General features: G+C 36.3%; 21 protein-coding genes. 4 read left to right on the top strand and 17 right to left on the bottom strand.

Annotation, left to right across the window (positions count from 1 at the left end):
* Genes ilvD through O5635_RS02155 form a run of 3 tightly spaced genes read right to left on the bottom strand, consistent with a single transcriptional unit; the run spans nucleotide 1 to nucleotide 2,642 of the window.
* Nucleotides 1-1,671 carry a dihydroxy-acid dehydratase gene (gene ilvD / locus O5635_RS02165; RefSeq protein ID WP_036902827.1) on the bottom strand — a complete coding sequence of 557 codons (1,671 nt, stop codon included), beginning with the start codon at nucleotides 1,669-1,671 and terminating at the stop codon, nucleotides 1-3.
* Between the two features lie 36 nt (nucleotides 1,672-1,707).
* The gene (locus O5635_RS02160; RefSeq protein WP_036902829.1) at nucleotides 1,708-2,007 is read right to left on the bottom strand and encodes a hypothetical protein; all 300 of its coding nucleotides are present in this window, start codon (nucleotides 2,005-2,007) and stop codon (nucleotides 1,708-1,710) included.
* A gap of 32 nt (nucleotides 2,008-2,039) precedes the next feature.
* On the bottom strand, nucleotides 2,040-2,642 hold the full coding sequence (locus tag O5635_RS02155) for a uracil phosphoribosyltransferase (RefSeq protein WP_241462975.1): 603 nt from the start codon (nucleotides 2,640-2,642) through the stop codon (nucleotides 2,040-2,042).
* Nucleotides 2,643-2,717: 75 nt separating this feature from the next.
* Between O5635_RS02155 and O5635_RS02150 the strand changes: the two genes are divergently transcribed.
* The 4 genes from O5635_RS02150 (at nucleotide 2,718) to purQ (ending at nucleotide 5,602) form a co-directional block, all read left to right on the top strand.
* Nucleotides 2,718-3,227: a pentapeptide repeat-containing protein gene (locus O5635_RS02150; RefSeq protein ID WP_036902833.1), complete on the top strand. Its 510-nt coding sequence runs from the start codon at nucleotides 2,718-2,720 to the stop codon at nucleotides 3,225-3,227.
* A 20-nt stretch (nucleotides 3,228-3,247) separates the two neighbouring features.
* Nucleotides 3,248-4,285 carry a GTP-binding protein gene (locus O5635_RS02145; RefSeq protein WP_036903677.1) on the top strand — a complete coding sequence of 346 codons (1,038 nt, stop codon included), beginning with the start codon at nucleotides 3,248-3,250 and terminating at the stop codon, nucleotides 4,283-4,285.
* Between the two features lie 382 nt (nucleotides 4,286-4,667).
* Nucleotides 4,668-4,940 carry a phosphoribosylformylglycinamidine synthase subunit PurS gene (gene purS / locus O5635_RS02140; RefSeq protein ID WP_036902834.1) on the top strand — a complete coding sequence of 91 codons (273 nt, stop codon included), beginning with the start codon at nucleotides 4,668-4,670 and terminating at the stop codon, nucleotides 4,938-4,940.
* A 5-nt stretch (nucleotides 4,941-4,945) separates the two neighbouring features.
* Nucleotides 4,946-5,602 (top strand): phosphoribosylformylglycinamidine synthase subunit PurQ, encoded by a 657-nt coding sequence (gene purQ, locus O5635_RS02135; protein WP_036902836.1) that lies wholly within the window; start codon nucleotides 4,946-4,948, stop codon nucleotides 5,600-5,602.
* A 74-nt stretch (nucleotides 5,603-5,676) separates the two neighbouring features.
* Here purQ and fba read toward each other — a convergent pair whose 3' ends face one another.
* The 14 genes from fba to O5635_RS02065 all read right to left on the bottom strand — a co-directional run bounded on the left by fba (nucleotide 5,677) and on the right by O5635_RS02065 (nucleotide 18,683).
* The gene (fba, locus tag O5635_RS02130) at nucleotides 5,677-6,750 is read right to left on the bottom strand and encodes a class II fructose-bisphosphate aldolase (protein ID WP_036902839.1); all 1,074 of its coding nucleotides are present in this window, start codon (nucleotides 6,748-6,750) and stop codon (nucleotides 5,677-5,679) included.
* 150 nt (nucleotides 6,751-6,900) lie between these two features.
* A complete protein-coding gene (locus O5635_RS02125) occupies nucleotides 6,901-7,968 on the bottom strand; it encodes a class I fructose-bisphosphate aldolase (protein WP_036902841.1) in 1,068 nt (355 codons plus the stop codon).
* A 163-nt stretch (nucleotides 7,969-8,131) separates the two neighbouring features.
* Nucleotides 8,132-9,232 (bottom strand): Gfo/Idh/MocA family protein, encoded by a 1,101-nt coding sequence (locus O5635_RS02120; protein ID WP_269607805.1) that lies wholly within the window; start codon nucleotides 9,230-9,232, stop codon nucleotides 8,132-8,134.
* Between the two features lie 7 nt (nucleotides 9,233-9,239).
* Complete coding sequence (locus tag O5635_RS02115) at nucleotides 9,240-9,608, bottom strand: hypothetical protein (protein WP_269607803.1); 369 nt, start codon at nucleotides 9,606-9,608, stop codon at nucleotides 9,240-9,242.
* A 38-nt stretch (nucleotides 9,609-9,646) separates the two neighbouring features.
* Nucleotides 9,647-10,510, bottom strand: a complete 864-nt coding sequence (gene accD, locus O5635_RS02110; protein ID WP_036902843.1) for an acetyl-CoA carboxylase, carboxyltransferase subunit beta — start codon at nucleotides 10,508-10,510, stop codon at nucleotides 9,647-9,649.
* 99 nt (nucleotides 10,511-10,609) lie between these two features.
* The gene (locus O5635_RS02105; protein ID WP_036902844.1) at nucleotides 10,610-11,515 is read right to left on the bottom strand and encodes a phosphoribulokinase; all 906 of its coding nucleotides are present in this window, start codon (nucleotides 11,513-11,515) and stop codon (nucleotides 10,610-10,612) included.
* An 80-nt stretch (nucleotides 11,516-11,595) separates the two neighbouring features.
* Complete coding sequence (gene leuB, locus O5635_RS02100; RefSeq protein WP_269607801.1) at nucleotides 11,596-12,681, bottom strand: 3-isopropylmalate dehydrogenase; 1,086 nt, start codon at nucleotides 12,679-12,681, stop codon at nucleotides 11,596-11,598.
* 30 nt (nucleotides 12,682-12,711) lie between these two features.
* Nucleotides 12,712-13,755 carry a UDP-3-O-(3-hydroxymyristoyl)glucosamine N-acyltransferase gene (gene lpxD / locus O5635_RS02095; RefSeq protein WP_036902848.1) on the bottom strand — a complete coding sequence of 348 codons (1,044 nt, stop codon included), beginning with the start codon at nucleotides 13,753-13,755 and terminating at the stop codon, nucleotides 12,712-12,714.
* 20 nt (nucleotides 13,756-13,775) lie between these two features.
* A complete protein-coding gene (gene proB / locus O5635_RS02090) occupies nucleotides 13,776-14,870 on the bottom strand; it encodes a glutamate 5-kinase (protein ID WP_036902849.1) in 1,095 nt (364 codons plus the stop codon).
* Nucleotides 14,867-15,376, bottom strand: coding sequence for a YqeG family HAD IIIA-type phosphatase (locus tag O5635_RS02085; protein WP_036902851.1), 510 nt, complete (start codon nucleotides 15,374-15,376; stop codon nucleotides 14,867-14,869). The genes proB and O5635_RS02085 overlap by 4 nt, the downstream gene beginning before the upstream one ends.
* A 4-nt stretch (nucleotides 15,377-15,380) precedes the next feature.
* Complete coding sequence (locus O5635_RS02080) at nucleotides 15,381-15,917, bottom strand: DUF3727 domain-containing protein (protein WP_036902852.1); 537 nt, start codon at nucleotides 15,915-15,917, stop codon at nucleotides 15,381-15,383.
* A gap of 39 nt (nucleotides 15,918-15,956) precedes the next feature.
* Nucleotides 15,957-16,409, bottom strand: coding sequence for a Holliday junction resolvase RuvX (gene ruvX / locus O5635_RS02075; protein WP_269607799.1), 453 nt, complete (start codon nucleotides 16,407-16,409; stop codon nucleotides 15,957-15,959).
* Between the two features lie 2 nt (nucleotides 16,410-16,411).
* Nucleotides 16,412-17,431 (bottom strand): hypothetical protein, encoded by a 1,020-nt coding sequence (locus O5635_RS02070; protein WP_269607797.1) that lies wholly within the window; start codon nucleotides 17,429-17,431, stop codon nucleotides 16,412-16,414.
* A gap of 61 nt (nucleotides 17,432-17,492) precedes the next feature.
* Nucleotides 17,493-18,683, bottom strand: coding sequence for a hypothetical protein (locus tag O5635_RS02065; RefSeq protein ID WP_052043014.1), 1,191 nt, complete (start codon nucleotides 18,681-18,683; stop codon nucleotides 17,493-17,495).
* Nucleotides 18,684-18,685 lie beyond the last annotated feature (2 nt).

The raw sequence follows: 18,685 nt of genomic DNA, 5'->3' as shown, positions 1-18,685 counted from the left end.
TTAAGGATTGTCCGTTACTGCTCCTTTACTAGAGCTACTAACAAGTCGGGCATATTTCCCCAAAACTCCTGAATTGTATTTAGGTGTAGGCTTCTCCCAGCATTGTTTTCTCTTTAACAGTTCACCCTCTTCTACATGCAACTCTATTGATTTATTATTTGCATCTACTGTAATTAAGTCTCCTTCTTTAACAAGAGCAATATTTCCTCCAACTGCTGCTTCTGGGGCTATATGACCAACTACAAGACCATAAGTTCCACCACTAAATCGTCCGTCAGTTATTAATGCTACTTTGTCACCAAGACCTTGACCGACTATCGCAGATGTTGGAGCTAGCATTTCCCTCATGCCGGGACCTCCAACTGGACCTTCATTCCTTATAACTACAACATCTCCAGAGTTGATTTTGTTGCTTAGTATTGCTTCTAGACAATTTTCTTCGCTTTCAAAAACTCTTGCTGGGCCCTTTAACATAGGAGTTTTTATGCCACTGATTTTTGCCACACAACCTTCTAAAGCTAGGTTCCCCTTCAAAATAGCAAGATGTCCTTTTTTATAGATTGGATTTTGTAGTGAAGAAATTACTTTTTGGTTTGTGGGAGGAATGGAAGGTACTGAACTTAATGATTCCTCAATTGTTATTCCCTCAATAGTTAAGCATTCTCCATGAATTAAACCTTCATTAAATAAAAGCTTCATGACTTGAGGAATGCCTCCTGATTTATGTAGATCTACAGTGACGTACTTACCACTCGGTTTTAAATCGCAAATTACTGGTACTTTTTGACGGATTTTCTCAAAATCATCAATATCAAGTTTTACTCCTGAAGATTTTGCAATTGCAAGTAGGTGAAGAACAGCATTTGTAGATCCTCCTATTGCCATAACAACGCTTATTGCATTTTCAAATGCTTTTCTTGTCAGAAGATCCCTTGCTCTAATGTTTTTCCTTATTGCCTCTACCAACACTTGAGCACTCTTTTTTGCGCTCTCTGTCTTTTCTTCATCTTCTGCAGCCATGGTTGAGCTATATGGAAGACTAAGGCCCATTGCCTCAATAGCGGCTGACATTGTATTTGCAGTAAACATACCTCCGCAACTACCAGCTCCAGGTATACAGTTTTTTTCTACAGCAATTAATTCTTCTTTAGTTATTCTGCCACTGGTTAATTTTCCTACAGCTTCAAATGCACTTACAACAGTTAAGTCAGATCCATTTAGCTTGCCTGGCTTTATAGTTCCTCCATAAACAAAAATTGCAGGTATATTCATTCTCGCCATGGCGATCATTGCCCCTGGCATATTCTTATCGCAACCTCCAATTGCAAGAACAGCATCCATACTTTGTGCATTGCAAGCTGTTTCTATTGAATCGGCAATTACCTCTCGTGAAACAAGTGAGTACTTCATTCCTTCTGTACCCATAGATATTCCATCACTAACAGTTATTGTTCCAAATAACTGAGGCATTGCCCCTGCTTCCTTAGATGCCAATTCTGCATGCTTAGCTAGGTTGTTTAAGCCAATATTGCAAGGTGTAATTGTGCTATATCCATTTGCAATACCAATAATTGGTTTATCAAAATCGTCATCTCCGAAGCCAACAGCTCTTAACATTGCCCTGTTAGGAGACCTTTGGATCCCCTGCGTTATGGCATTTGATCGAAGCATGATTTGTCTATAGGAGTTGTTTCGTGATTTGGCTGTTTAATCTTGCTCGCCTAGCTCTTCGAGTTGTCTCCTGACATCAGCAATAGCATTGTTTAGTTGCTCAACTCTTTTTTCGAGGTTGTCGCTTTTTTGTGTGCCAGAAATTGTTGAAGAAGTATCGATCGCCTCTGAACCATCCTGGATTCTAGGTGCGTACAACATTGCCCTCTGCTTTTTAGCTTGTTGTCTTTTGTCGGCTTCTGAAAAAAGCCATAGTGCAAGTCCAGCTGCTCCCAAGACTGCTCCACTAATTAGTGAGCCTAAGGTACTTGTTGTTGATTCTCGATATTGATCCATAGAAAATATTATCCTTTTTTATTCTAATGCTATTAAGCAACTCTAGTATTAATTCTATATTGAGGATCTCCAATACCTGGTATCAATTCATTCTCGTTTGCTATATCTGGATCTATACAAGTTGAGTAAATGGTTAGTTGGGGAAAATCCTTTGCGATATTTATAAGTCCTTCATTTGACGTCAAGGCAGTGATAACTCTGATTTGATCCATTCCAATTCTATATTTTACGAGAGTTTCAAGGCTTGGAAGTATTTCATCTCCTTTTATAATTTGGTCAACGTAAATAATCACACCACTTTTGTCATCAATATTATGTGGAATAGTATCTAAGCATAATGTTGCGTTTGGTAATAGTTCCCTTGCTCCCATCCATAATTGCAAGCCATTTTTGAATTTTGTTAAACCTAATATTGGAATAGCACTATCGATAATTATTCCCTCAGTTTCGCTTTTGTTCGTATCGATTTTTTCAGTTCTATATGGTATCCATTCTCTTAAAGCTTCATAAGTCAACCACTTGCCTATTTGCTCTAAGCCAGTCGAATATATTGGACCAGGAGTTGTTTTGTGGCGAAGTATAGATAGCCAATGGCCTATTAATGGATGTGGAGGAATAACAACACGTAGTGTCATGGACATGATTCTTTTTGGCTTATTTGCAATAACGTGAATAAATAAACTACTAGTTAAGAGTACTTTTTACTTTCTATGAAACATAAAAATTCTCTATTTGCTTCTATCTCAAGCCTTGTTTTGGCGATAATGATTGCCTTCCTCTTCATCCCTGCTAGCGCCTCTTGGGCGAAGAGACCTCCAGAGATTAGAAATCAAGAAGAATTAAATATCAGCAAAGATATGCATGGTCAGGATTTAAGTGGACTTGAATTTGTTAAATTTGACCTAAGAAATATAGATTTTAGTCAATCAGACTTAACAGGAGCCGTTTTTAACAATAGTAATTTGTCTGGAGCTATCATGACTGGCTCTGATATGCATGATTCCTTGGCATATGCAACCAATTTTGATGATGCAGATCTTTCAGATGTGAATTTTACAAATGCTCTTTTAATGGAAAGCTCTTTTGATAATGCTGCTATTAAAGGGGCAGATTTTACAGACGCAGTTATTAGTCGAATTCAACAAAAACAACTTTGCAGCATGGCTGAAGGCGAAAATTCAACTACAGGCGTTGATACCTCTTACAGCCTTGGTTGTTAATTAATCAAATTCTCCCTCCCATGCAAGAAAGATTACCTGTAACTGTAGTAACTGGATTCCTCGGAGCTGGTAAAACAACTCTTCTTAGAAATCTTCTCCAAAAAAGTGGTTTAAAACTTGCCGTTGTTGTTAATGAATTTGGAAGTGTAGGAATTGATGGAGATTTAATTAAAAGTTGTGGTTTTTGTCCAGAGGAAGAAATTGAAGACCGTTTGGTAGAGCTTAATAATGGATGTCTGTGTTGCACAGTTCAAGATGATTTCCTCCCAACGATGGAGAAGCTTATCGCTAGATCTCAAAATCTTGATGGAATAATTATAGAAACCAGTGGATTGGCTTTACCCAGACCTTTGTTGCAAGCTCTAGAATGGCCAGAGATTAAAACTAGCCTATTTGTTAATGGGGTTGTAACTCTTGTTGACTCTGAAGCATTATCTTTAGGTAGCCCTATAGGTGATCTTTGTTCATTTGAAAAACAGCGGAATGAGGATAAAAGTCTTGAACATATAACACCTGTCAATGAATTATTTCATGACCAATTGAAATCTGCTGACCTTGTTCTTTTAAGTCGTGCTGATCTCGTTAGCTCAGAAACTATAAAGGCAATAACAAAATCTATAACTTCTTACGTGAGAGATGGGACCGCGATTTTACCTATCAGTCAAGGAGATATACAACCATCATTAATTATAGGATTATCTAAACGATTGAGTGTGTCCCAACCGTTTAGATCTAACTCTGAGAATTCCCATCATGATCACAATCACATCGATGTAATTTCAGACTCTCTTAGATTTGAGTCTGAAATTGATCAACTAGACATAAAAGAAGCGTTAGTTAAGATCTCTATGAAATATCAAATACTTAGGTTGAAGGGTCGGTTCTGGTTGAGCGGTAAAATATTACCTCTCCAAGTTCAAATGGTAGGTCCGCGTTTTCATGCTTGGTTTGAGGATGCTCCTCCTAACACCTGGAAGCCTAAAAATGGAGGTGCCGACTTAATTGTATTAAGCCTTAAGCAAGGAGCTTCAGAAGCCATTTACAATTTTTTTAATTAATTTTTTATATATTTGGTATTTATATAACTTTTTGGTTGCATTATTCTTGAAAGTAGCGATTCTCTAGTGAGAGTTGATTCTTCTTTTACTTTTCGTCTGCTTTTTCTGCGGTGAGTACATCTTTCACATCTCATAAGACTGAATTAGCAAATTCTCCCGTTAGTCAGCCCCTCAAGTTTGTAACTTGCTCAGATTGTGGTGGTAATGGCTACAGAAAAACAGGTCCTAATTGCTATCACACATGTCTGAAATGTCTTGCAAGGGGATTTAAGACTATTATTGAGGATTAAGAATTTCTTTAAAAATAACTTCTATGAATCATTTATCTTTTAAATACATTCTCTAAATAACACTTTTAGAGAACTACCACTACTAAGTAACAGTGTCACATTTTCATGCAAAGGTTTTTGTAACCCTTCGCCCCTCAGTTTTAGATCCAGCTGGAGAAGCAACAAGATCTGCAGCTTCGAAACTTGGTCTTGAAGGGATAAACAAATTACGTATTGGTAAGGCTATAGATATTGATTTGTCTGCCGAGTGTGAACAAGATGCTCAGGAAATCATTAAATCCCTAAGCGATCGTTTATTAGCTAACCCAGTTATAGAGAATTGGACTTTTGAACTTTCAGAAACTAAATCTGAAATTCTTAATTAATAATTATGGCTATAGGAATAATTGTTTTCCCTGGATCTAATTGTGATCGGGATGTTAGGTGGGCAACAGAGGAGTGTCTCGGATTACCAACAAGATTTATTTGGCACGAGTCAACGGATCTTAGTGGTTTTGATGCGATTGTTCTTCCTGGAGGTTTTAGTTATGGAGACTATTTAAGATGTGGAGCAATAGCAAGGTTTGCTCCAGCAATATATTCCTTGAGTGATTTTGTAAAGAAAGGAGGTAAAGTTCTTGGTATTTGCAATGGTTTTCAAATTCTCACAGAGTTAGGGATATTACCTGGAGCTCTCACTAGAAATCAACATTTACATTTTATTTGTAATACAATTGAATTGTCTATTTGCAGTTATAGGACTGATTGGTTCTCTACTTATCCTCAAGGAGAGATCATTAAACTACCCATTGCACATGGAGAAGGTAGATATCAATGTGATATTGATACATTGAAAAGACTAGAAGATGAAGATTCTATCGCTATACGTTACAAAGACAACCCTAACGGATCTATTTCTGATATCGCAGGAATTACTAATAAGAATGGTAATGTTCTTGGATTGATGCCACATCCGGAGCGTGCAACTGACCCTTTAATGGGTAATATATTTGGTGCAAAAATTCTACGAGGTCTTCTTTCGCAATAATTATGTTCAAAATTTCTTATTAAAAAAGGGGGGAATGTTACCCCCCTTTTTTTGGTTAAATTGCAGCTAGTTTGTTATGCAGCAACTGATGTCTTAGGTTCAAGTGAACCTTTGGCATAAAGCCCAGCATAATAATTAATGCTTTGCTGTTTGATCTTACTTGCATTACCAGCGCACCAGAATTGTTGGTACCTGTCTAAACAAACTTGCTTCATGTATTTTCTAGCAGGTTTGTTGAAATGTCTTGGGTCAAAGTTCGTAGGATCTGCAGATGCTGCTTCTCTTACTGCTGCTGTGAAAGCAAGACGATTATCAGTATCTATATTTACTTTCCTTACACCATTCCTTATTCCTTCTTGTATTTCTTCAACTGGAACTCCATAAGTTTCTGGAATTGCACCACCATACTTATTAATCATGTCAAGCCATTCTTGTGGAACTGAACTAGATCCATGCATAACAAGATGAGTATTGGGTAAGGCTTTATGTATCTCTGCAATTCTACTTATCGCAAGTACTTCTCCTGTTGGCTTCCTTGTGAATTTATAAGCGCCATGACTTGTTCCAATAGCTATTGCTAATGCATCTACCTTGGTTTTCTGAACAAAATCAGCAGCTTCAGCTGGGTCGGTGAGCAACATGTCCTTTGACAACTCTCCTTCAAAACCATGACCGTCTTCAGCTTCTCCCTTTCCGGTTTCTAAAGATCCAAGACAACCCAATTCGCCTTCAACGCTTACACCTACTGAGTGTGCAAAATCAACAACTGTTTTTGTTACTTCGACGTTGTAGTCATAGCTTGCGGGTGTTTTTGCATCAGCCTCTAATGATCCATCCATCATTACTGATGTGAATCCGTTTATAGCTGCTGAATAACAGGTTGATGGATCATTCCCATGATCCTGATGCATAACAACAGGGATATTTGGATATGTTTCTGTAGCCGCAATGATTAAGTGGCGAAGAAATATCTCACCTGCATAGCTTCTTGCTCCTCGAGATGCTTGAAGTATTACAGGGCTGTCGGTTTCTGAAGCAGCTTCCATTATTGCTTGTACCTGCTCAAGGTTATTGACATTGAAAGCAGGTATTCCATAGCCGTTCTCAGCAGCATGGTCAAGAAGGAGTCTTAGTGGGACAAGAGCCATTTGTTTTAGTAGTCAGGTAGACCCAGCCCTTAAGTAGTCCAGGTCAAACGGACCAGGACTTTAGAAGATAAAGGTATGAAATGTCACGTACTCATGAGATAAAAATATCTCTTTTGAGTAAAAGTTATATATTTCTTTGTATTTGCCAATTCAATATTTATAGCCAGCTACAAAAAGAGCTTCATCTGACGATGGCTGAGACCCTGCACTATAACAGCCTTTTGATGCCTCTGAATTTGCTCTAGCTCGTGCCTTTAACGCTTTCTGTCCATTTTTAACGTCAGTGCCTTTCCATTCCTTTAAGCAGGAATGTTGTAATGCCCTTCCGTAAGAAAAACCGATATTCCATTTGGCTTTTCTCTTAACTTTGTTCATTAAATTCAAATATATGGATGCTGCTTCCTCGCTTAAACCACCAGATAGGAAGACAATTCCAGGCACACTCGCTGGGACAGATCGTTCCATTGTCCGAATTGTAAATTCTGCTATTTTTTCTGGATTTGCCTTGTCAGTACATTCCGCGCCTTGAACTGTCATCGAAGGTTTTAAAAGAGTTCCTTCTAGGAAGACATTGTTCATCTGACATGCCATATAAACCTCCTTTATTACTTCCTCTTGTATTTCTGCTGTTTTATCTATTTGATGAGAGCCATCCATAAGAATCTCAGGCTCAATTATTGGAACTAGCCCAGATTCTTGAACTGATCTAGCGTATCTTGCAAGACCCCATGCATTTTCTTTTATTGAAAGATTTGATGGGCATCCATCATCAGTAATTTGAAGGACAGCTCTCCATTTAGCAAAGCGAGCACCTTGAGAATAATAATCTGATGCTCTTTCCACTAAACCGTCTAGTCCTGAACAGAAAGTTTCAACATCATTGGCTCCAGAGAGAGGTCGTAGTCCTTTATCTACTTTAATTCCTGGAATTATTCCTAGCTTTTCAAGCTTTTTGACCATTGAATCACCATCAAGGTGATTCTGATAAAGAGTTTCTTCAAACAGAATCGCTCCACTTATATATTCACCTAATCCTTCAGTAGTAAAAAGCATGCCTCTATATGCTTTTCTATTTTCCTCTGTATTTTCAACATTTATTGAAGAGAGTCTCTTCCCAATAGTTTTAGTAGATTCATCTACTGCTAAGATTCCTTTCCCAGTTTTAGATAGCAAAAGTGCTGTTTGCTTTAATTCGTCTTTGTAATAACTTAATGTCATTGGGCTCAAATTATTCTTGTAGATCATTTCATGCTTAGCCTCTTCAGTAATGAACTAAATAACATTTCTAATGTATAAAAAACTACATTTTATAGAGGCATATTTGCACATGTTAATTTAATAGTTTCTAATTATTTCTTTTCTACATAAAGTTCCCCTGTTGTTACTTTACAGATAATTTAAGACCTGAAAGGTTGGACTCTTTCATTTTTTCACAAACTTTTTGGCTTTCTAAACCCTCTTGAAGTCCTGGTATTATCGGTTTTTTGGTTCTTATACTTTCTGCCCAGAGACTATGTATCCTTTTTACAGGGGCTACTCTTCCATCTTCCCAAGTTTTATTAAATAAATATTCTTTGTCTGGATTAATAGATTGCGCTTGCTTCTCACGATCTCCTACCCATAGACCAAAGCCATGAACATAATCTTTTTGATTATTGCTTCCTAAAACTAAATTACCATCACTTCCATATACTTCTAACCAGAACCCTCTTCCATTTAATGATGTTGACGAAAGACTTATTTGACATGGTATGAGTTCAGTCGAGTACATATTTTCAAGTTCTACATACGACAAGCAAATATCTTCACTAGTTACGTTTTTTAAAATTCCATTAGATAAGGACTTTCTATTAGTGATTGAGGTGGAATTCAGTGCTGAAACATTTTTAGTTGGGCCTATTAGCCAATGTAATATGTCAATTGCATGTGTTCCAAGAGCTCCTATTACGCCTCCACCTTTATCCGAATCAGAATACCAATTCCAAGGCCTACTATAGTCCGCCCTGCTACTCATTATCCATTCTAACTTTATTAACCAGGGATTGCCAATTGCGCCACTATCTAATATTTTCTTAGCATGTAGAAAATGAGGCACTACTCTATATTCAAAATCAACAGCTACTGAAAGTTGTTTTTTAAGAGCTATTTTCTGCAACTCTATAATTTGAGCTGATCTCAAGGCAACTGGCTTTTCAAGTAGTAAATGTTTTCCATAACTAAGCGCTTCCTTTGCTAGCAGGAATCTTGGTTCTGGTGGTGTTGCTATTATTATTCCTTCAATATTTTGATCCTTTAATATTGAATCCCAATTGTCGTAGAATTTTATTTCATGCTTTTCGCCCCATTCTTTGAACTTATGTTTATTAGGGTGCCAGATGGCAACTGGTTCCATTTCATTGCTGTCCAATAAGGCTTTTAAATGTACTTTTTGCCCAAATCCCATTCCTGCTATGGCAACAGGTATTTTCTTAGCAGAATCCATGATTAAACTAGGTAAATGCTTTTTTGCAAGAATCATCAATTACGCGCTTGATTAATATATCCCCATCTGGTAATGACCATTTACTATTATTTTCACTTGTTATTCCATTAACCTCTATATCTCGATATCGCTTCCCGTTACAATCTATATCCATTCTATAAATTATTTCTTCAGTATAACTTTGATTAACAGGAACAAATTTACTAACAATTATGATTTCACTTTCATCTAATATTTCAAGACTTCTGATATCCCAATATTGCTTTCCATTGTAATTATTAGCTACTTCTGTCCACTTGATAGGTGTTCCATAGACTTCATTTAAGGGAAAAAATAAGACCAATACTAGGACCATTAAAACAATGTGATTGATCATAATAACTAGATGTTTAAATGTACTAAATGTGGATTTTGTTAAATAGTACAACCATGTAATTTTAGAATCTTACTCAGAGTCTTTTTAAGTTTTGTTCGGGGTATTATTTTATCTACGAAACCATGTTCTAACAAATATTCAGCAGTTTGAAAATTGTCGGGCAGTTTTTCCCGTAGTGTTTGTTCTATAACCCTTCTTCCTGCAAAACCTATCAGCGCTTTTGGTTCGGCAAGTATTAAGTCTCCAAGCATAGCGAAGCTAGCCGTTACCCCACCTGTTGTTGGATGAGTGAGCAAAGGCATATACAAGAGGCTTGCCTCTCGATGTCTTTCAAGCGCTCCTGAAATTTTTGCCATTTGCATAAGGCTAAGCATGCCTTCTTGCATCCTGGCTCCTCCTGAAGCACAAACAATAAGAAGAGGTAGCTTTTTATCTGTTGATTTTTCTATAAGGCGAGTTATTTTTTCTCCGACTACTGACCCCATTGATCCGCCCATAAATCTAAAATCCATAACTGCTAGTGCAAGTGCTATTCCTTCAACCTTGCATAACCCAGTTATCACTCCATCTTTCATTCCAGTATTTGCTTGACTTTCTCTTAGACGATCTGCGTATGCTCTGCGATCTTTAAATCCAAGAGGATCTGTAGGAGTTAAATTTCTGTCGAGTGTAATAAAACTATCTTTATCGGCAATTAAATCTATCCTCTCATCACTATTTATCCTGTTGTGGTGACCACAGTTGCTGCATACGTTGGCATTTTCAAGTAGGTCTTTTCTATAAACCACTTGGCTGCATTCCGGGCATTTGCCCCATAGACCATCACCTTCATCAGTCTCTTGGGTGACTTTGCCAACAAACTGATCTTTTCTTCTTGCTGCAAACCAATCAAATAAAGACACAGGAAAAATGTTTCTTCTAATTGTTTAGCATTACTATCCTATCTTATAGCGATTTTGATTACTTGATGATAATTACATTGAACACAAAATTACACGCATTTATCTATTCAATTTACCTTTTTCTTCAATCATTTTGTGGATTATAGGTGTCAAAATTAGTTCCATTGCGAATCCCATTTTCCCACCATTAACAACGATACTAGTTGGACTTGACATGAAAGAATCATTAATCATACCAAGTAAATATTGAAAGTCTATTCCCCACTTTTCTCTTGCTCCTTTCCTAAAATGAATTATTACGAAGCTTTCATCTGGAGTAGGAATATTTCTGCAAATAAATGGGTTTGATGTATCAATTGTAGGTACTCGTTGAAAGTTAATGTCTGTTTTGCTGAATTGTGGGCAAATATGATTGATATAGTCAGGCATCCTTCTAAGGATTGTTTCAACAATTGTTTCTGCCGAATACCCTCTCTCAGCATTATCTCTATGTATTTTTTGAATCCATTCAAGATTTGTTATTGGTACAACGCCAACGAGGAGATCAGCAAGGGATGCGACGTCATACCCTTCTCCAGAGACACCGCCATGAAGACCTTCATAAAAAAGAACATCAGTACCTTTAGGAATATCTTCCCAAGGAGTGAATTGCCCAGGACTTAGGTTTGTACCTAAACGACTATTATGTTCTTCTGCTTCTTCTTGACTGTGGAGGTAATAACGCTTTTGACCACCTCCTGTTTGTCCATATTCTTTGAACAATTCTTCTAATTTGTCGAATAAATTTGCTTCAGGTCCGAAGTGAGAAAAGTTTTCTCCTTTTGCAAGAGCATCAGACATCGCTTGCTTCATAGGTGCCCTTTCGAATCTGTGATAACTATCTCCTTCAACTACTGCTGGAATTATTTCTTCCCGAGCAAAAATATGCTCAAAAGCTCTCTTTACTGTGCTTGTTCCAGCTCCTGAAGAACCAGTTACAGCTACTACCGGATGAAGCTTCGACATCTAGAACTAAAAGATTACTTAAAGATTTTCGCAGGTCATATGACCATGTGATTATTTTTGACAGACACTTTTGGATCTTGTTATTTAATCAAACTGAGATTTTCAAGAATTTTCTTCCCCATTTCTTTGCATCCCAATGGATTTGAGTTGTCTGAAGCTAAATCTTTCGTTCTATATCCCTGTGCCAATACATTGTCAATTGCATCTTCTATATCTTGAGCTGCTTTAAATTCCTTCAAAGCTATCCTTAACATCATTGAAGCAGAAAGAATCATAGCTATTGGATTAGCAAGATTTTTGTTTGCTATATCTGGGGCTGATCCATGTACAGGCTCGAACATTCCTGGTCCATCTGAAGATAATGAAGCAGAAGGCAACATTCCGATAGAACCAGTTATCATTGCCGCTTCATCGCTAATAATGTCACCAAATAAATTTCCTGTGAGAATTACATCAAATTGATCTGGTTTCCTTACCAGTTGCATTGCAGCGTTATCAACATATTGATGTGTTAATTCTATGCCTCTAAAAGCTAGTTGAATTTCGTTTACTCTATCTCTCCATAATTGGCTTACATCAAGAACATTTGCTTTGTCAATTGAACAGACTTTACCTTTTCTATCTTTTGCTAATTCAAATGCAATCTTAGCTATTCGATCAATTTCAACAGATGAATAACTCATAGTATTAAATGCTCTTTCCCCTTCCTCAGAACTGATGCGTCCTTTTGGTTTGCCAAAATAAATTCCACCTGTTAATTCCCTAACCACTATCAGGTCTACCTTTTCTACAATCTCTGGTTTCAATGTACTTGCACTAATAAGTGATGGAAATATCTTTACGGGCCTTATATTTGCAAATAAATTCAATCCTGATCTAAGTTTAAGCAGACCACTCTCTGGTCGAGATTCTCTTGGTAGCTCGTCAAACTTCGGATTACCTATTGCGGCAAGAAGGACAGCATCACTTGATTTACATGCTTGAAGTGTTTCGTCTGGCAGGGGGTTGTCAAAGGCCTCAATAGCTGAACCCCCAATTAGCTTAGTTTTGAATTCAATATTGAAATCATATTTTGCACTTACGAATTCAAGAATAGGTGTTGTTGCCTCTGTTATTTCAGGACCGATTCCATCACCCGGAAGCAAGACGATTTTGTGTGTTCTCATTTTGCTGGTTGAAATTTTATGGGAAAAAGGTTAATGACTTTTGGGATCCTTTGCATTTCTAATGGACTTGGCAATGTCGGGTAATTTTTTAAAACTTGCTGAACACCTAAGCCATAATTTGTTCGGCATTGCTGGGAATCCGCTAATTACTTGGCCAGGTTCAATGTCTGCATGTACACCACATTTAGAACTTGCAATTACTCCATCACCAATTCTTACTCTATTACCTACACCTACTTGCCCAGCAAGTATGACCCCATCTCCAATTTTTGCTCCACCTGCTACTCCCACTTGTGATGCCATTGCACAATTCTTTCCAACAGCAACACCATGTCCTATTTGAACAAGATTATCTAACTTAGTGCCTTTGCCTATTCTTGTTTCACCAACAGAGGGCCTATCTATTGTTGAACAGGTTCCTATCTCAACAAAATCTTCTAGAATTACATTTCCTGTTTGAGGCATTTTCCTCCACCCATTTTTTGTAGGAATAAAACCAAAACCTTCAGAGCCTATAACTGCATTAGAGTGAATGAGACAATTGTTCCCAACAATAGTTTTTGGATGTAAGACGCAGTTTGCATGAAGTTCCGAATTGGAACCCACTATCACATTGTTATATATAACTACCCCTGGATGAATTAAACTTCCTTCACCGATTTTACAGTTATCACCTATAAAAACATTTGCACCTATACTTGCTTCTTTTGAAATATCTACATTTGACCCTATTACTGCTGTTTCGTGAATACCAGGCCTTGCAACCATTCTTGGGTTTAGTTCGTCTAAAACCTCAGCAAAGGCTAATTTTGGATCTAAACACGATGCCCAGGCGATTCCTTTTTCATTTGCTAGGTCTTTAATTTTAGTTTGGTTAGGTATAAGTATTGCTGAAATATTGGTTGAAAATATACTTTTCAATAAATAGCTATTTTCTTCTAGAAAGCTTATTTCACCAACTTGACCTTTATCTAATGATGAGGCTTTTAAAATATCAGGATCGTTACAAATATTTTGGTCCAAAATATTTGAATCTCCCTGACGAAGTTTCTTTAGTAATTTACTAAATAGCATGATAAGTTAATTACTGATTGTTAGTTAATAAGTTCACTTAATAAAACCAGTACATCTCTATGAATTACAATAGGTGACTTTTCAGAATTATTTTGTTTATTTATTGAATTATTAATCGCGTCACTACTCATTGAACTAATACCTCTTCCAAGTTCTACTCCTTCCTGGTCTGTCAACTTGACTGCTTGATTTGCAGAAAAATTACCGATTACATTATTCACGCCAACAAGAAGAAGAGAGGCTCCTTTATTCTGGATAGCATAACAAGCTCCTTTATCTAAAGATAATATTCCTACCGGATGCAATGCATGTGCAAGCCAGCTTTTTTTATTCCCTATTGGTTTTGGGTTGGGATGAAATACTGTTCCACCACGATTTCCTTTAAGAATTTTAGAAAGCATTTCAGGATCTCTACCATCTGCCAATTGAACTCTTATTCCGCTTTCTGTTGCAATACGAGCTGCAATAAGCTTTGTTTTAATTCCACCTGTACCCCAGTCGGAGCTAATAGTAGATGAAGACTCTAAATCTAATAACTCTTTTGGATTATGTATGTCAGTTATTGGCTGTGCAGTAACTGAAGACTTAGGATCTTGCGAATAAAGTCTATCTATATCAGTTAAAAGTACCAATTCGTCAGCTTTTATTGATGTTGCTACAAGAGCTGACAAGGTATCGTTATCTCCATAACGCAATTCGTCGTTAGATACTGCGTCATTTTCATTAACTATAGGCAAAACATTCCAATCTAATAATCTTTGCAATGTTAAGGAGGCATTGCGGTAAGTCTCTCGTGACTCGAAATCTGATCGTGATAGAAGTATTTGAGCTACCTTGAATCCATAAGAGCTCATTAATTCTTCGTATAAGGACATTAATTGAACTTGTCCAATAGAAGCTGCTGCTTGCAAAGAGGCTAGATCTCTTGGCCTTGATTTAAGCTCAAGTCTATTACATCCTAGGCCTACAGCTCCACTGGAAACTATTACAATTTTATCTCCACTTTTAATAGCATTTGATAATGACAGACAATACTGTTCTATAACTTGCTTGGTAGAGTAATTACTATTTCCCCTTAATAGACTAGTACCAACTTTTATAACCCAATTAGTCATGGAAGCAATCTAGATATAATCTTAGACAGAATAATTTCAACATTTTGGAGATTACTTTCTTTATCTATAAATCCATTTTTTCCTATTGGCTTTACTAAAATTGTATATATTCCTAATCTATTACCACCCAAAACATCAGTGAGTATGCGATCACCTACTATTGCTATATTAGAAGGATCTAAATCCAAAGCATTAATTGCTGACAAAATCGATTTTCTACGAGGCTTTAAAGCAGAATGTATATAATCCAAATGTAGTTGTTTTGCAATATTACTTATTCTTTCCTTTGAAGGATTATTACTTATAAGGAATAGCTTTAGGTCCTTTTTCATTACTTCGATCCAAGTGATTATACAGTCATCTACCTTATTATAATTACCTGCTATCACTGTTCCATCAACATCTATTAATAGACCTTTTATGCCCCTGGATTTGAGGTCATCTTTTTTAATGTGACTAAGTAGATTTCCAGTTTCCCAATTCGGTAATAGTAAATTTCTTGTCATGAAATTATAATTCTCTTTCTTCAAGTTCTGATTCAATACGAGGCTGCATTGCATCAAACTCTTCCCCTTCAAGAACAGTAGCCCCCCCTTCTTCTAATTTGCCGACGACGAAGAAGGGATCTAAAGGTATATATAGTCCATATTCGTTGTCTTCATATTTAAAGCTGATTAATAATTCATAGGTTTCTGATTCGTCATCAAGGTCTTTATCTTCTAACTCTTCAGGTTCAGGTTCTTCTAATTCGCCAGATACGGTTAGGGTGACAGCAGATCTTATTAATTGTAATTCGTGTTCTTGTAGAACAACATTTGCAACTTCTAGAATAGGGTCATCATTCTCAATTGTGATTATCAATTCAGGATCACCTTCATCTAATAATTTAAATAGACATACAGGAGTATCAACTGGTGTCAATAGTACATAATCAATGCTATCTATAGGAACAACTTGCTCTAGAAAGCATAAAAGTTCTCTACCTTTGCTATCTCTTACTAATAATGTAGGAACATCGCTATTTTCTTGACTAATTTGTTCAGACATAATGTGAATAATACGTTTAAAGGTTTTTATTCCTAATAATTAGGAATGTAATGGTTTTAAATTGAGAAATTGCAATTCGGGCCCATCTTGTAACCATTGGGATAAGAGAATGCTCGCAGCTGCACTATCTAGTGATCCACTTCTGTCATTATATAGCTTGTACTTTTGAGCTGCTTCCCATGTACTGCTATGTTCATTAACCCATGCCAATGGTAGTTGAAGTTCTTTTGCTAATTTGCATCCATATTTCTTGCAATAAGTAGATTGTTTGGTTTTAACCCCAGATTTATCAAGTGGTAATCCAACAACTAGACCTTTTACATTCCTTTTTATGCATAGTTTTTTAAGTTCCGTTAGTTCTTGCTTAAAGGATGACCTGTGAATAGCCCCAAGTCTTGTAACAGTTAGTCCTAAGGGATCACAACCAGCAAGACCTATACGTTTTTTGCCAATATCTAGGGATATTACTGATTGAGGTTGTGGCCCGGGCATCTTTAGCGTGGTTCCAAACTTGGGGACGGTAGGGGAGGAGTTCGTGGATTTAACTTCTCAATCATTTTGTTTATGCTAGACGTTGATGTATTCAACTTTCTAACATCAATGCGTTTTAGGGTGCTTTTACCTAATAGAATATATTCATTAGCTTGCTTGAAACCTAGGCCTTTTAGAATCTCATTAACTTTGATATCTTCATTAGAGACTTCAATACTAAATGCTCTATTTCTATCTTCAAACTTCTTAATTAAATAACTTATATTACTTTTAATTATACTATCAAATGCTAAATCTCGTACTAGTTTTAGGTGTAAATCTTCATCAATACTAACCTGTAGAATCAATCCTAAGATTATATTTTTTGTATTTAGCCTATACTGGACTAATGCACCACAATAATTATTTATACGTTGTCCAACATCACCTGGATCCCTGTTAATAATCATTCTTACACTAGATGTTTCTGAAACTTGCTCCAACCTCCAGATCTGATTTATATTTTTCTGATTAAGGCTTTCCCAATTAGCATCAAAATCTAATTGAGATGTATATTGTGTTGAGTTGTTGAGTTTACTCTTGGCTTCAATCAACCACTGTGTATATGTTGATAAAGGCTGAAAACCAATCTCCCTTAGATTACTTATGTGATCTTTATCATTAATTTCGGATTTGGCTATTAGATTTTTTGATTTAATAGGAGAGATGCTACAAGCTGATTTAAGTAAGACACTTTTAGCTTTCTTAACTGTGTTATATTTTGGCTTATTAAAGAATCTAGGCTGTGAGATTGACCAACAAGTCCCTGTATTATTTTCTGGAGAAAGAGCTACAAATCCAAGAGGGATAGATTCTTCACTTATCACTAAGCATATTGGTTGTCTTGAGGTGAATAATCTAGAAAATTGCCTTTCTGTCTTACCTATTAATCCTTTCACAAGTAGTGTTTGTAGCCATTTAGATGTTTTATGTTGTATATACGGACTAAAATCCAAAACATGCTTGAGGTTCAAAAAGTCCACAATTAGGTTTTTATCGGGGTTGTCGACCAATTTCTAATCAGAGATCTTTCTATAAATGTATCTATACTAAAGGCTTTTTGCTTAGATTATCTTTTAGAGGCCTAAGAATTAGTAGAGGTGTTTTCTCATCTCCATTACCTGCAGGATTAGAAGTAAGAACATGTTTTAAGAAAGGAACAAGCCTTGGGTTACTAGTTGCTAATACTTTTACTTTTCCTAAATCATTAACATCTACTACAGAGACATCTAGTCCTAGCGCTTCAGTCGCTTTACGACAAAAGTTCTCTGGATTGTTTGGCCCCAATACGATTGTCTGATCATAAGGAGGTGTTGTACCAGTTATGTCATCTATTAAACGAGCCTGTTTACCAGCTAAGCGGTAAAAAATACCTTTTATATTTGCTAGCTTGAAAACGGCTCCTATAAACCATGCTGCAATTACGCGAGTAGGTCCTACATCATTGATAAGTGTTTGCATCCCACATGCAGTAGCCAAGCTACTTGTTGGATGAAATGCTCTACATAGAATTTTCGAAAGTAAGCCTGTTTCTAACATTTCAGGGAGAAAATATCTGCCTTGCATTATTGCTAACGGTGTCTCACCTATAATTATAAGGTCGCCTGGATTAGTTAGATTAGAAGTATATCTATTTAGAATATCTATTGGGTCATCTAATAACCCTAGTATATGAGTTTTTATTGGTTGAATGATAACTTCATCATATTTGTATGTTGGTACAGTAATTTGCTTTGAATTATTTGAGGAATTTAGAGGTACAGTAAAACCTTTTTTATATTTGTTGTAACCTGAAGGTCCATATTCTATCCAATCTAATTCTACCCATATAACATCTATTGATTCTATTAAATTTGATTTTGTATTAGATTTGATGTTTATAGTAAAATTTGCTTGAGTGGAAGATTTAGATTTGACTATATATGCCTGCCAATAATTATCCATACGATTTGGAGCATCTATGTGTGAAGTATTAACTTTGGTTGTTATATTAAATTGGTCCAATTGAACTAATGTGTCTTTTGCAAGAAGATTTGGCTTGACTGAGAATTTTGGAACCATTAACTCTATACGTTTATTATTATTTGAGAAGTTTACGATTCCTGTAATAGCTAGTTGATTGTCATTGAAAATTAAATTTATCTTACTTGGATATATTGCTAATGAAGATTTCTTTGCTAAAGCATGTGATATTTCTAACAGTAGTATAAGGATAAATGGGATTAAGAGATACATCT

Origin of the sequence: Prochlorococcus marinus str. MIT 0919 (genome assembly GCF_027359375.1) — a bacterium.
GTDB lineage: Bacteria > Cyanobacteriota > Cyanobacteriia > PCC-6307 > Cyanobiaceae > Prochlorococcus_D.
Note: the sequence above shows the minus strand (reverse complement) of the source record. Positions and strands in the feature narration are given on the sequence as shown.

What these genes read in the sequence shown, in the direction of transcription:
- O5635_RS02145 (WP_036903677.1), top strand. Translation starts at nt 3,248, where the DNA reads ATGCAAGAAAGATTACCTGTAACTGTAGTAACTGGATTCCTCGGAGCT.
- O5635_RS02120 (WP_269607805.1), bottom strand. Translation starts at nt 9,232, where the DNA reads ATGGATTCTGCTAAGAAAATACCTGTTGCCATAGCAGGAATGGGATTT.
- O5635_RS02155 (WP_241462975.1), bottom strand. Translation starts at nt 2,642, where the DNA reads ATGACACTACGTGTTGTTATTCCTCCACATCCATTAATAGGCCATTGG.
- O5635_RS02160 (WP_036902829.1), bottom strand. Translation starts at nt 2,007, where the DNA reads ATGGATCAATATCGAGAATCAACAACAAGTACCTTAGGCTCACTAATT.
- O5635_RS02115 (WP_269607803.1), bottom strand. Translation starts at nt 9,608, where the DNA reads ATGATCAATCACATTGTTTTAATGGTCCTAGTATTGGTCTTATTTTTT.
- lpxD (WP_036902848.1), bottom strand. Translation starts at nt 13,755, where the DNA reads ATGCTATTTAGTAAATTACTAAAGAAACTTCGTCAGGGAGATTCAAAT.
- O5635_RS02065 (WP_052043014.1), bottom strand. Translation starts at nt 18,683, where the DNA reads ATGTATCTCTTAATCCCATTTATCCTTATACTACTGTTAGAAATATCA.
- O5635_RS02085 (WP_036902851.1), bottom strand. Translation starts at nt 15,376, where the DNA reads ATGACAAGAAATTTACTATTACCGAATTGGGAAACTGGAAATCTACTT.
- proB (WP_036902849.1), bottom strand. Translation starts at nt 14,870, where the DNA reads ATGACTAATTGGGTTATAAAAGTTGGTACTAGTCTATTAAGGGGAAAT.
- leuB (WP_269607801.1), bottom strand. Translation starts at nt 12,681, where the DNA reads ATGAGAACACACAAAATCGTCTTGCTTCCGGGTGATGGAATCGGTCCT.
- O5635_RS02150 (WP_036902833.1), top strand. Translation starts at nt 2,718, where the DNA reads ATGAAACATAAAAATTCTCTATTTGCTTCTATCTCAAGCCTTGTTTTG.
- purQ (WP_036902836.1), top strand. Translation starts at nt 4,946, where the DNA reads ATGGCTATAGGAATAATTGTTTTCCCTGGATCTAATTGTGATCGGGAT.
- fba (WP_036902839.1), bottom strand. Translation starts at nt 6,750, where the DNA reads ATGGCTCTTGTCCCACTAAGACTCCTTCTTGACCATGCTGCTGAGAAC.
- O5635_RS02105 (WP_036902844.1), bottom strand. Translation starts at nt 11,515, where the DNA reads ATGTCGAAGCTTCATCCGGTAGTAGCTGTAACTGGTTCTTCAGGAGCT.
- O5635_RS02125 (WP_036902841.1), bottom strand. Translation starts at nt 7,968, where the DNA reads ATGACATTAAGTTATTACAAAGACGAATTAAAGCAAACAGCACTTTTG.
- ilvD (WP_036902827.1), bottom strand. Translation starts at nt 1,671, where the DNA reads ATGCTTCGATCAAATGCCATAACGCAGGGGATCCAAAGGTCTCCTAAC.
- O5635_RS02080 (WP_036902852.1), bottom strand. Translation starts at nt 15,917, where the DNA reads ATGTCTGAACAAATTAGTCAAGAAAATAGCGATGTTCCTACATTATTA.
- ruvX (WP_269607799.1), bottom strand. Translation starts at nt 16,409, where the DNA reads ATGCCCGGGCCACAACCTCAATCAGTAATATCCCTAGATATTGGCAAA.